Source organism: Microbacterium sp. WCS2018Hpa-23, assembly GCF_031843845.1.
Taxonomy (GTDB): Bacteria; Actinomycetota; Actinomycetes; order Actinomycetales; family Microbacteriaceae; genus Microbacterium.
In genome coordinates this window covers 45,954-57,813 of the sequence record NZ_JAVTIZ010000004.1, presented here as the reverse complement: position 1 = coordinate 57,813, position 11,860 = coordinate 45,954, and the positions used below count along the sequence as shown (strand labels likewise).

Sequence of the window (11,860 nt, the reverse complement as noted above, 5' to 3'; positions counted from 1 at the left end):
CGTGCCTCCCTCACCCTATCCCCCTTCCACGGCATCAGCGCGCACCGGGTCGTCTGTAGACTGGGACGCACCAGGGCCTTTAGCTCAGCTGGTAGAGCGCCACGTTTACACCGTGGATGTCGTCGGTTCGATCCCGGCAGGGCCCACCGTCACTGCATGTCAGATCCTCGCGCAGATCATGCGTTCCCGGGGATCTGGACATCCCGATCCGCCGGCACCCTCGCAGCAGGACCCGTCGTGGTCTGGGATCGCGGGTGGCTGCGCGGGGGAGCGAGGACGGGGCCGTCGAAGGCGGGTATCCTCATGCGCATGGCCACCGCAACGACGCAGACCCCGAAACGCGAGGCATTCGGCTCTCGTAACGTCTTCATCCTCTCGGCGATCGGCTCTGCCGTCGGGTTGGGCAACATCTGGCGCTTCCCGTACGTGGCGTATGAGGGCGGTGGCGGTGCGTTCCTCATCCCGTACCTGTGCGCTCTGCTGACCGCGGGCATCCCGCTGCTCTTCTTCGACTACGCCATCGGCCACCGATTCCGCGGATCCGCTCCGCTGGCCTTCCGACGGATGCACCGCAGGGCCGAGCCGCTCGGCTGGTGGCAGGTGCTCATCTGCGTGGTCATCGCGGTCTACTACGCGGTGATCATCGCGTGGGCGGCGATGTACACCTGGTTCTCGGCGCAGCTGACGTGGGGCCCCGGCAACGAGAACGACTTCTTCTTCATCGACTTCCTGCGCTCGGCGGACGTCGCTGAGACGGGCATCTCGACCGAGTTCGTGCCGCAGGTCGGCATCCCGCTCGTGGTGGTCTGGCTGATCGTCATCGTGATCATGGCGCTCGGAGTGAAGCGCGGCATCGGCCGGGCGAACATGATCCTGATGCCCCTGCTGACGGTGATGTTCGCGATCCTCGTCGTGCAGTCGCTGTTCCTGCCCGGCGCGATGGACGGACTCAACGCCTTCTTCACGCCGAATTGGGAGGCGCTGGCAGACCCCGCCGTCTGGGCCTCGGCCTACGGCCACATCTTCTTCTCGCTGTCGGTCGCCTTCGGCATCATGGTGACCTATTCGTCGTACCTCAAGCGCAAGACCGACCTCACCGGTTCCGGCCTGGTCGTCGCGTTCGCGAACTCCGGGTTCGAGATCCTCGCCGGCATCGGGGTGTTCGCAGCCCTCGGCTTCATGGCGCAGGCGCAGGGCACCGAGGTGGCAGGGGTGGCGTCGTCGGGCATCGGGCTGGCGTTCATCGCCTTCCCGACGATCGTCTCTCAAGCGGCGGGCGGCTCGATCATCGGGGTCCTCTTCTTCGGGGCGCTGGTGTTCGCGGGTGTCACCTCGCTCATCTCGATCCTCGAGGTGATCGTCGCCGCTCTGCAGGACAAGCTCGGCTGGGCTCGCATCCGCACGACCCTGACGGTCTCGATCCCGCTCGCGATCGTCTCGATGGCGCTGTTCTCGACGACCACGGCACTGTCGGTGCTCGACACGGCGGATGCATTCGTCAACGCGTTCGGCATCATGGCGGTCGCTCTCGTCGCGGTGGTCGTCGTGGCCTGGCTGCTTCACAAGCTGCCGGCCCTGGTCGATCATCTCGATCGTCGGTCGAGCTTCCGGGTCGGCCGGTTCTGGATGCTTCTCGTGGGCGCGCTCGCGCCGCTGGTGCTCGGCTACCTGCTCGTCACCGAGCTGATCTCGAAGATCTCCGAACCGTACGGCGGCTACCCCGGGTGGTTCCTCGCCGTCTTCGGGTGGGGCATGGTCATCGCGCTCGTCGTGATCGCACTGCTGCTGTCGGCACTGCCCTGGAGCGGCCGCTCGCACGCGAAGGACGATCCCGAGTACGACGAGTTCCTCACCGAGGAAGACTATGAACCGGATGCCGAGACGTCGTCGATCCCGCTGATCACGACCTCGGAACCGGGCGCGACGGAGAAGGGAGCGGGCGCATGACCGCGACAGCGATCGTCATGATGATCATCGCGATGGCGACGATCTGGGGCGGCCTCATCGCCGCGATCGTCAACCTCGCGCGTCATCCGGAGGCTGCGGACTCGGAGCCCGCACCGCCTGTGGAGCTCTGACCGTCGAGGGCAGCCCATCGCAGCCGAGTCAGTGTGCCGATCGCCAGGGTATGCGCCCCGTCGAGCGTCAGACAGGTCAGCAGGGTGTGGCGGCATCCGCGGCAGAGAAGGATCACTCCGGCGTCGTCGAGCTCGGCGACGGCATCGGCCAGCGCTGCCTCATGCGCGCAGTGTCGGCACGTCGCGCGTGCGGCCGTCATGTCTCTGCCGAAGATCTCGAGCAGGAGGCCTCCGGCGGCGTTGCCGTCGACCCTGTGGTGATGACCCGGGTGGGTGGTGTTCATCAGGCACCTCCGAAGCGTTCAGTGCGGATGCGGTCGGGGGAGTGCCCTGCCGCGACGAGCAGGTCGGCGACGGCCTCGACGAAGCCGGTCGGTCCGCACACGTACACCGACGGATGCTCGGCCGCGGGAATCGTGGATGCGGCGATCGTCGCCGCATCCACTCGTCCTGCCGGGCGGAGGACGCCCGGCGGTGCGGAACGGGTGTAGGCCCAATCGACGGTGAAGGCATCGCGTTCGAGGCCGATCAGCTCATCGGCGTAGAACGCGTCGTCCTGCGAGCGGACCGAATACAGCAGTCGCATCGGCACGGTGCCTGCAGCGAGAGCGTGCACCCGCGCCATCGCGACGAGTGGGACGATGCCCGATCCGCCGGCGATGAGCTGCACCGGCTCCGCACGCTCGGGAGTCCACACGAAGTAGGCGCCGATGGGGCCGCGCACTTCCAGCTCGTCGCCGGGGAGCACGTCTTCGACGAGGTAGGGAGAGACCTCCCCGTTAGGGAGCTCGTCGACGGCGAGCTCGAGGATCTCGGAGTCTCCCGAGGAGGCGAGGGAGTACGAGCGAACGGCCTGGTAGCCGTCTTCGGCCGTGAGGCGCACATCGACGTGCTGCCCCGCGAGGTTGCCCGGCCAGCCGGCGACTCGAAGGTGAAGAACCCGACCGTGCGGCGTCGCCGGTCGGGTCTCGACGACTCGAGCGACCAGCCACGGTGATGAGGTCGTCACCAGTACCGCTCCTCTTTCCAGGGATCGCCGTACATGTTGTAGCCGTTCTGCTCCCAGAACCCCGGTTCGTCGTGCTCCAGCATGTCCAGTCCGTGCACCCACTTCGCGGACTTCCAGAAGTAGAGATGGGGGACGAGCAGGCGCGCGGGTCCGCCGTGCTCGGCGGCGAGCGGCTCGCCCTCGAACTCGAATGCGATCCAGGCCTTGCCGCCCGCCAGGTCTGCCCGTGGAACATTGGTGGTGTAGCCGCCGTACGAGAAGACCCGAGTGAAGTCGCCGCCGCCGGCATCCTGCAGCAGATGGTCGAGCGAGACGCCGCGCCACCGCGTGCCCAGCTTCGACCAGCGGGTCACGCAGTGGATGTCGGTGCTGATGTCATCGATCGGGAATTCGTGCAGCTGCTCCCACGACCAGGTGCGGCGGATGCCGTCGAGCCCGACGATCGCGAACTCCCACGTGTCTGTGGAGACGCGCGGGGTGGGACCTGCGGAGAGAACGGGGAAGTCTTCGGTGAGGTACTGACCGGGAGGGAGTCGATCGTCGGACTCTCTGCGCCGTGTACCGAACCCGCGGGAGATCACAGCCATGTTCGTCTTCTTTCGTCGGTCGAACTCATTCCACCCGATCGCTCGGCCACAGTCGTCCTGCACATGTCGAAGCCTGATGCACGCGTGTCGCCCTGATTCTATGGGCGGTCGGAGCGAGATCGTTATGTGCATTTTTTACTCATAAACGTGAACTTCATGCTAGCTTCACTCGTAAAACAGTTGATCTAACCTCGGAGTCACATTGCTGAGTAATTCTGCTCTTTCTGCTGATTCCAGCATCGTCGCCGACGCACCCGTGACACCCGATCGACTCGCGCGCGACAACATGCCGCTCGCCACCTTTCTCGCAGTCGAGAAGGCGCGATCAGCGACGCATGTCGATCTCGACGATCTGCTCTCCGCCGCACGACTGGGCCTCGCCCGCGCGGCGATGACGTACGACGCATCTCGCGGCATCCCGTTCGGAGCCTTCGCCAGCAGTCAGATCAACTGGGCGATGCTCTCGGAGATGCGACGAGCAGACCCCGCCGGCGAACGCGGACGCGACAAGATCGAGCGAGTTCGCGTGGCCGGCGAGACCGTGCTGGCCCGCACCGGGCGCACGGCGAGCCTGGCCGAGCTCGCGAAGGAATCCGGCCTCGATGTCGATGCCGTCGCCGAGATGATGCAGCTCGACCAGATGGTGCGCACCGCCATCAGCTTCGACGAGCACTTCGATGTCGAGACCGGTCGTCAGGCGGTCGATCTCACCGACAGCGTGATCCTCCCTGAACACGCGGTCGAGCAGTCCGAGACACGAGCGATGGTGAATCGCGTGGTCGATGCTCTTCCCGCGGCGATGCAGCAGGTCGTGCGCGGCATCTACCTCGAGGACCGCATGGTCAAGGACATCGCCGAGGAACTCGCAGTCAGCCACGCCTACGTATCGAAGCTGCGCTCGCGAGGCCTCGCCCTCGTGCGCGAGGCGATGGAGGCATGGGAGAGCGGCACGACTGGCGACCGCTCCACCAAGGCGAAGACCGAGTTCTTCGAGACGCTCTTCGGTCCCGCCCGCGTCGACACGCGCCTGCGATCGGGTGAGCTCCTCGTCGCGATCTGAGGCGACGTCAGAATCTTCGCGATCGGTGGTTACGCCGACGTCGGATGTCGCGAATATCGGTTGTGCAGGTCCACGGATGGACCGGCATTCAGTCCCATAACCACGGAGGAACACTCATGGGTCTTCAGATCGCAACCAACGTCGGCGCGCTCAACGCGTACCGCAACCTGTCCGTCAACCAGAACGACGTCTCGAAGTCGCTCGAGAAGCTCTCGAGCGGTCTGCGCATCAACCGCGCAGCCGATGACGCCGCCGGCCTCGCCATCTCCGAGGGCCTGCGCTCGCAGGTCAACGGCCTCAACGTCGCAGCCCGCAACGCCCAGGACGGCATCTCGGTCATCCAGACCGCAGAAGGCGCCCTGACCGAGGTCCACTCGATCCTGCAGCGTGTCCGCGACCTCGCGGTGCAGGCGGGTTCCGACTCGAACAACGCCGATTCGCGTGACGCCATCAAGACCGAGATCAACACGCTCGGCGAGGAGCTGACCCGCGTCGCGGCCAGCACGAACTTCAACGGCATCAAGCTGCTCGACAGCGCGAGCACGCTGACGTTCCAGGTCGGTGCCGGTTCGGAGGCCGCAGAGGACCAGATCGCGGTCACCCTGACCAACTTCTCGGGCCTCGGTGCGACGATCAGCGGCCTGACCGTCGATTCCGCAGCCACCGCTCTCGCGTCGATCGCGACGATCGACACGCAGATCACCGGCGTCTCGACGGCTCGCGCCGGTCTCGGTGCGGTGCAGAACCGCTTCGAGTCGACGATCAACTCGCTGCAGGTCTCGGCCGAGAACCTCGCGGCAGCCAAGAGCCGTATCGCGGACACCGACATGGCCGCCGAGATGGTCAAGTACACCGCCTCGAACATCCTGCAGCAGGCCGGCACCGCCATGCTCGCGCAGGCGAACCAGTCGGGCCAGGGCGTCCTGCAGCTTCTCCGTTGAGTCGCTGCGCCTGAGGCGCACCAGGCGCCCGGGCGGAGTCACCTCCGCTCGGGCGCCTTCCTGTAGGACACCTTTGACCGCACCGCACGGAAGACGACCGGGATGAAACTCGACGGACTCGTATCAGGGCTCAAGACCGAAGAGCTCATCAAGGCGCTGATGGACGTCTCGGCGATCCCGAAGACGCTGATCACGAACAAGATCACGGACCGCAACTCGATCATCACGAACCTCCAGTCGCTCAACACCACGCTGCAGGACCTCGTCACGAAGGCGAAGACCGCTGCGGGTGCGACGTCGCTGGCCTCGTTCACCGCGTCCTCCTCATCGGACACCGTCACCGTCACAGCCGGCGCGAAGGCCAGCGCGTTCTCGACCGCGGTCGTCGTCGACGCCGTCGCCACCGCACATTCGGTCGTGACCGCCGCAGGAGGATCCACCGCATGGGGTGGCACGTTCACGCTCGTCGGCGCCGACGGCGAATCCGTCGAAGTGGCTCCGGTGGGCACAGGCCCGCAGGACCTCGCCAAGGCGATCAATGCCTCGAAGGCGGGAGTGAGCGCCACTGTCGTCCCGGCCGGGACGGATGCCGACGGCAAGCCTCTCTCGCGTATCCAGCTGACGTCGATCGACACTGGGGCTGCCGGTGAGTTCACCGTGCACCGCGGCACGGCGGCCGATGTCGCCGCCGGAACCTCGACGGAACTCGGCGCCGAGCCGGGGGCCGCGATCATCACTCAGGGCACTGACGCCCGCATCCGTCTGTTCGCCGGCACGGCCGCCGAGCAGACGCTGAACAGCGCCAGCAACACGATCAGTGTGGGCGAAGGCATCGAGGTCACCGTGACGACTGCGAGCGCCGACCCCGTGACGGTGACCGTGGCGCGGGATGCGAAGAAGCAGACCACGACGGCTGAGGCGTTCGTCAAAGAGATCGCGGCACTCCTGACCCGCATCGACAAAGGATCGACGGCGACGGTCGGAGCGGTCGGGGAGACCACCACACTGGGCGTCTTCACGGGCGACAGCACGGTCCGAAATCTTCGCGGTGCACTCACGAGCGCGATGCAGCATCCGGTCGACGGAGTCTCGCCGTCGACGATCGGCATCTCGATCAGCGACAAGGGCGTGCTCTCCTTCGATGCCGAGAAGTTCGCGAAAGCGCTGGCTGAGGATCCGGAGAAGACACAGGAGCTGTTCTCGTCGATCGCCGGTCGTGTGGAGGGCGTGACGACGCAGTACTCCGACAAGTACGACGGTCTGCTCACCCAGCGAATCACCGGCCAGGAGGCCGAGGTCAAGACGCTCAAGACCCAGGTCGAGCGGTGGGACATCCGACTCGAGCAGCGCCAGGCCACACTCGAGCGCACATACGCGCAGCTGGAGGTTCAGCTCTCGAAGCTGCAGTCGCAGTCGTCGTGGCTGACCAGCCAGCTCGCGGGTCTCTCGTCGTCCTCGGACTCCTGACCCCTCCGGCACCCAGACACCGTCATCCTGACCACGCACCGCATCGGAGCTCGCACTCATGGCACTCACCTCCCTCGACCGGGCCAAGCAGCAGTACCTGGAGCAGCAGGTGGCATCGGCCACCCCTGAGCGTCTGCTCACCCTGCTCTATGACCGGCTCCTGGTCGACATCGACCGTGCGGCGTCGGCGCAGGATGCCGAGGACTGGCCGGGCGCGGGCCCGCACCTCACGCACGCGCAGTGGATCGTGTCCGAGCTCAACGGCTCGCTCACCGACGTCTGGGACGGTGCGGAGGAGCTGCGCGGCGTGTACACCTACCTCACCGGTCGCCTGATCACGGCGAACATCTCGCGCGATCGAGCCGCGACCGCGGAGTGCCGGGACCTCGTCGCACCTCTGCGTGACGCCTGGCACGCGGCAGCCGAGATCACGACCGCGGCCGCGCCCCGCGTCTCGGCCCTGGGCTGAGACGACGTGCCCGACAACCTGACCGAGTGGCTCGCAGTTCTCGAGCAGTTCGAGCGCGCGCTCGACGCGGCAGACGAGACGCTGGAACCTCGGGCCTTCGAGCCGCCCTCCGGACCCATCCCCGATGAGCTCAGGGCTCGAGCAGAAGCGGTGCTCACCCGACAGCAGCTCATGATCAGCGGACTCACCGCGTCGCGCGCCCACGTGGCACGCGAGATCGCCGCACTGCGCCGCGTCCCCAGCGGACGAGACGACGTGCCGATCTACCTCGACGTCGAGGGGTGAGCATTCGCGGTTACGGCGAGCACCTGCCGTCGCGATAGTCCATACAGAGCACGGATCGCTCGACGATTGGCCAGGGATCGGCCTCTCCACCAACATCCGGAGTGCCCCCGTGCTCGAATCCGTCACCTCCTCCGCGCTGATCAGCGCTCTCGACGGGCTGGCGTTGCGCCAACGCTCGATCGCCGAGAACATCGCCAACATCAATACCCCCGACTATCAGTCCCAGCGCGTCCAGTTCGAGGACGAGCTGCGGTCCGCTGTCGAGAGCGGCTCAGGCACCGTCGCAGCCACGATCGAGCGGTCGCTCGAGCCGACCAGGCTGAACGGCAACAACGTCAACCTCGACACCGAGACGCTGTCGAACATCGACACCGTGCTGCGATTCCAATTCGCCAGTCAGGCGATCGGCGGCCAGGCCGCATCGATCACCAAGGCGATCGGGCAGGCTTCTTCATGACCTTCGACGCCATCGGCATCGCCGGCACGGGACTGACAGCGCACCGCAAGTGGCTCGATGCGCTCAGCGACAACATCGCCAACGTCAACACCGCGACCCCTGCGGGCCAGGAGGCCTTCCGTGAGAAGTTCGTCACGGTGCAGGCGGGCACCGACAGCCCCGGTGTCTACGTCGCGGGCGTCGTCGAGTCGGACGCCGAGGGCAAGCTCGTCTACGACCCCGAGCACCCGTACGCGAACGAGGACGGATACGTGCAGTACCCCAACGTCGAGCTCGGCGACCAGATGAGCATGCTGATCCTCGCCCAGCGCGGGTACGAGGCGAACGCCGCCGTCGTGGATCGCGCCAAGACGACCTACGAGGCCGCGCTGCAGATCGGACGCAACTGATGAGCGGCGCTGTCGAGGCGGTCTCCGCCGCAGGCGTCACCCCGCTCGCTCCCCTCAGCTTCGAGACCGGTCCTGGAGCGACCGGCGCGTCGTCGTCGGCGGGCGCCTTCGCGACCACGCTCACGGGTGCCGTCGAGAACCTCCAGCAGCTGCAGTCGACGTCGAACGAACTGGCCGTGCAGGCCGTCACGGGCGACCTGCAGGACATCCACCAGGCGATGATCGCCTCGACCCGCGCCTCGGTGACGCTCGACCTCGTGGTCGCCGTCCGTGACCGCAGCGTGTCGGCGTTCAACGAGATCATGAGGATGCAGGCCTGATGCCGAAGATGCTCACGGGATACTTCGACCGCGCGAAGCAGGTCGTGGGAGGATTCTCGCTCGCTCAGCGCACGATCGCCATCATCGGCGTCGCGCTGCTCGTCATGGGAGCGATCGCGCTGGGATCGTGGCTGACCAAGCCGCAGATGAGCCCGCTGTTCACCGGTCTGAGCGCGGGCGACGCCTCGGCCGTCGTCGAGCAGCTGAAGTCCGCCGGTGTCGGCTACGAACTCACCGAGGGCGGCGCGACCATCCTCGTGCCGGACGACCAGGTCTACGCGCAGCGGCTCGCCGCAGCGTCCGCCGGCCTTCCCGGCGACACCAGCGAGGGATACACGCTGCTCGACGACATGGGCGTGACCGCGAGCGAGTTCCAGCAGTCGGTCACCTACAAGCGCGCGATCGAGGGGGAACTGGCCGGCACGATCGGCGCGATGGAGGGAATCTCCACCGCATCCGTGCAGCTGGCGATCCCCGAAGAGAGCGTCTTCGTCTCGGAGCGTCAGAGCCCGACGGCATCGGTCTTCGTGAAGACCCGCAGCGGAGCGACTCTCAGCGACGAGAAGATCGAGGCGATCGTGCACCTGACCAGTGCCGCGGTGCCGGGCATGACGCCCGAGGATGTGGCGGTCACCGATCAGGACGGCAGGGTGCTCTCGGCCGTGGGCACGGGGCTCACTGGCTCTTCGTCGAAGCAGGCCACCGAGCACGAGGCGAAGGTCGCGGCATCCGTCAGCAAGATGCTCGAGACGATCGTCGGCGCCGGCAACGCGACGGTCACGGTGTCGGCCGACGTCGCGAACTCGACCTCCGAGCGCATGGATGAGACCTACTCCGCCCCCGAGGGCGACCTGAGCGCGTCGGAGCAGACCAAGACCGAGACGTACACGGGCGGTCAGGGCGGCGGCACCGGAGTGCTCGGCCCCGACAACATCGCGGTACCGAACGGCGCGGACGGGAACGGCGCCTACGAGTTCGAGGAGACCTCGCGCAGCAATGCCGTCAACAAGTCGACCGAGAAGACGATCACCCCGGCCGGCGAGGTCACGCGGCAGACGGTCAGCATCGCACTGAACCGAGGAACGGTCACGGGTGTGACCGCGAACCAGATCGAATCGCTCGTCGCATCGGCCGCCGGGATCGACGTCGAGCGTGGCGACGAGATCGCCGTCGAGTTCGTCGAGTTCAACGAGTCGGGAGCGACGGCTGCGCAGACCGCTCTGGCGGCAGCGGAGGCCGAGCGTGATTCGCTGTTCCAGCAGGAGCTGCTGAAGTCCGCGATCATCGGCGGCTCGATACTCCTCGCGGTGATCATCCTGATCGTCTTCCTGGTCGTGCGTCGTCGGATGAAGCGCCGGGTGCTGTACACCGATGAAGGTCCGATCGAGTACTTCGCCACCGTGACCGAGAGCGAGGAGCAGAAGCTCAAGTCGCTTCGCGGTCTGAAGGACGCCGATGCGATCGCTCCGACGGCACCGACCAAGCTGCTCCCGTCGGCGATGGTCGACCTCGACGACGAGCCGGAGCCCGACAAGGTGCTCGTCGAACGTCGGCGTCGCGAGATCGACGACCTCGCCAAGCGCGAGCCGGACTCGATCGCCAGTGCCCTGGCCGAGCTGATGGATGAGGCGAGGGTATGAGCCTGCTCACCGATGTGCTGGACGCGCAGGCCGACACGGTCGAGGTGTCGACCGCTGCCGACACCGTCGCCGCACCGGTCCCCGAGATGAGCGGCCTGCGCAAGGCCGCGATCGTGCTGATGAACATGGACCGCGCCGCCAGCGCCGAGGTGCTGCGTCATCTCGGCGAGGAGCGCTCCGAGATGCTGGCCGCGGAACTCACCCAGCTCGGCGGGGTGGACGTCGCCTCGACCGCGCGCGCACTCGGCGAGTTCCGCCGCATCGCCATCGGCGGGTCGGTGCCGTCTCGTGGCGGCCAGGAGTTCGCCACCGGCCTGCTCGAGACCGCCTTCGGGCGCGAGAAGGCCGTCGGGATGGTCGGACGCGTGATGTCGCAGGGGTCGGTCTCGTTCGACTTCCTGAACGCCGCCGACCCCGCGCAGCTCGCCACGATCATCGAGGGCGAGCTCCCCACGACGGTTGCGGTCGTGCTGGCGAATCTTCGCGCCGATCGAGCGGCGGCCGTTCTCGCCGCCCTGCAGGATCCGCTGCGCACCGACGTCGCCCAGGCGATCGCCACGATGGGCACTGCCACGCAGGAGGCGATCTCGATCGTGGCGGACTCGCTGCGTTCGCGCACCGGCGTGTTCGCGATGCGCGACAACCACGAGTCGATCGGGGGAGTGCAGCCGCTGGTCGAGATCATCAACCGCTCGGACACCGCTCTCGAGAAGTCTCTGCTCGCGAGCCTCGAGGGGCGGGACCTGGCGCTGGCCGAGGACATCCGCAGCCGCATGGTGACGTTCGCCGACATCGCCCGCCTCGAGGATCGCGACGCTCAGCGGGTGCTGCGCGGGATCGACCTGCGCATGCTCGCCCTGGCGCTGAAGGGCGCGGAGGAACAGATCACCGACAAGGTGAAGGGCAATATGACCGAGCGCAACCAGGAGAACCTGGCGGAGGAGACGCGCGTGCTCGGTCCTGTGCGGATGCGCCAGGTCGACGAGGCCCGCGCCGAGATCGTGCGCATCATCCGCGAGCTGGAAGCCGCGGAGGAGATCACGATCTCACGCGAGGACGAGGATGAACTCATCGAGTGACTCCGTGACCACGACTGATTCGGCGTACGCGGTTACCGCCGCAGAATATCGTCGCGATAGTCGGCAGAGAGCACGGATA

Annotated in this window: 15 protein-coding genes and 1 tRNA gene; 13 read left to right on the top strand and 3 right to left on the bottom strand. The window is 66.9% G+C overall.

Annotated features, from left to right (window positions below; translation table 11 throughout):
• Positions 1-73 precede the first annotated feature (73 nt).
• The 3 genes from RQG77_RS07750 to RQG77_RS07740 all read left to right on the top strand — a co-directional run bounded on the left by RQG77_RS07750 (position 74) and on the right by RQG77_RS07740 (position 2,078).
• Positions 74-146 (top strand) — tRNA-Val (locus RQG77_RS07750).
• 163 nt (positions 147-309) lie between these two features.
• A complete protein-coding gene (locus tag RQG77_RS07745) occupies positions 310-1,947 on the top strand; it encodes a sodium-dependent transporter (RefSeq protein WP_311244220.1) in 1,638 nt (545 codons plus the stop codon).
• Positions 1,944-2,078: a methionine/alanine import family NSS transporter small subunit gene (locus tag RQG77_RS07740; RefSeq protein ID WP_311244219.1), complete on the top strand. Its 135-nt coding sequence runs from the start codon at positions 1,944-1,946 to the stop codon at positions 2,076-2,078. The genes RQG77_RS07745 and RQG77_RS07740 overlap by 4 nt, the downstream gene beginning before the upstream one ends.
• On the opposite strand, the gene RQG77_RS07735 is transcribed toward RQG77_RS07740, so the two are convergent.
• Genes RQG77_RS07735 through RQG77_RS07725 form a run of 3 tightly spaced genes read right to left on the bottom strand, consistent with a single transcriptional unit; the run spans position 2,030 to position 3,674 of the window.
• Positions 2,030-2,362, bottom strand: coding sequence for a DUF6510 family protein (locus RQG77_RS07735; protein WP_311244218.1), 333 nt, complete (start codon positions 2,360-2,362; stop codon positions 2,030-2,032). The two genes, RQG77_RS07740 and RQG77_RS07735, sit on opposite strands and share 49 nt — an antisense overlap.
• A complete protein-coding gene (locus RQG77_RS07730; protein ID WP_311244217.1) occupies positions 2,362-3,087 on the bottom strand; it encodes a ferredoxin reductase in 726 nt (241 codons plus the stop codon). The genes RQG77_RS07735 and RQG77_RS07730 overlap by 1 nt, the downstream gene beginning before the upstream one ends.
• Positions 3,084-3,674: a molybdopterin-dependent oxidoreductase gene (locus RQG77_RS07725; RefSeq protein ID WP_311244216.1), complete on the bottom strand. Its 591-nt coding sequence runs from the start codon at positions 3,672-3,674 to the stop codon at positions 3,084-3,086. Before RQG77_RS07725 ends, RQG77_RS07730 begins: the two co-directional genes overlap by 4 nt.
• 256 nt (positions 3,675-3,930) lie before the next feature.
• Between RQG77_RS07725 and RQG77_RS07720 the strand changes: the two genes are divergently transcribed.
• The 10 genes from RQG77_RS07720 to fliG all read left to right on the top strand — a co-directional run bounded on the left by RQG77_RS07720 (position 3,931) and on the right by fliG (position 11,781).
• A complete protein-coding gene (locus tag RQG77_RS07720) occupies positions 3,931-4,734 on the top strand; it encodes a sigma-70 family RNA polymerase sigma factor (RefSeq protein ID WP_056517012.1) in 804 nt (267 codons plus the stop codon).
• A gap of 116 nt (positions 4,735-4,850) precedes the next feature.
• The gene (locus RQG77_RS07715; RefSeq protein ID WP_311244215.1) at positions 4,851-5,675 is read left to right on the top strand and encodes a flagellin; all 825 of its coding nucleotides are present in this window, start codon (positions 4,851-4,853) and stop codon (positions 5,673-5,675) included.
• A gap of 102 nt (positions 5,676-5,777) precedes the next feature.
• A complete protein-coding gene (fliD, locus tag RQG77_RS07710; protein WP_311244214.1) occupies positions 5,778-7,142 on the top strand; it encodes a flagellar filament capping protein FliD in 1,365 nt (454 codons plus the stop codon).
• Positions 7,143-7,200: 58 nt separating this feature from the next.
• A complete protein-coding gene (fliS, locus tag RQG77_RS07705; RefSeq protein WP_311244213.1) occupies positions 7,201-7,611 on the top strand; it encodes a flagellar export chaperone FliS in 411 nt (136 codons plus the stop codon).
• A 6-nt stretch (positions 7,612-7,617) separates the two neighbouring features.
• On the top strand, positions 7,618-7,896 hold the full coding sequence (locus RQG77_RS07700) for a hypothetical protein (RefSeq protein ID WP_311244212.1): 279 nt from the start codon (positions 7,618-7,620) through the stop codon (positions 7,894-7,896).
• Between the two features lie 109 nt (positions 7,897-8,005).
• On the top strand, positions 8,006-8,353 hold the full coding sequence (locus tag RQG77_RS07695; RefSeq protein ID WP_311244211.1) for a flagellar biosynthesis protein FlgB: 348 nt from the start codon (positions 8,006-8,008) through the stop codon (positions 8,351-8,353).
• Positions 8,350-8,742, top strand: coding sequence for a flagellar basal body rod protein FlgC (gene flgC, locus RQG77_RS07690; RefSeq protein WP_056307381.1), 393 nt, complete (start codon positions 8,350-8,352; stop codon positions 8,740-8,742). The genes RQG77_RS07695 and flgC overlap by 4 nt, the downstream gene beginning before the upstream one ends.
• Entirely contained in the window at positions 8,742-9,062 is a 321-nt protein-coding gene (gene fliE / locus RQG77_RS07685) for a flagellar hook-basal body complex protein FliE (protein WP_311244210.1), read from the top strand. The genes flgC and fliE overlap by 1 nt, the downstream gene beginning before the upstream one ends.
• Complete coding sequence (gene fliF / locus RQG77_RS07680) at positions 9,062-10,702, top strand: flagellar basal-body MS-ring/collar protein FliF (protein ID WP_311244209.1); 1,641 nt, start codon at positions 9,062-9,064, stop codon at positions 10,700-10,702. Before fliE ends, fliF begins: the two co-directional genes overlap by 1 nt.
• Positions 10,699-11,781 carry a flagellar motor switch protein FliG gene (fliG, locus tag RQG77_RS07675; protein WP_311244208.1) on the top strand — a complete coding sequence of 361 codons (1,083 nt, stop codon included), beginning with the start codon at positions 10,699-10,701 and terminating at the stop codon, positions 11,779-11,781. Before fliF ends, fliG begins: the two co-directional genes overlap by 4 nt.
• Positions 11,782-11,860: the final 79 nt, after the last annotated feature.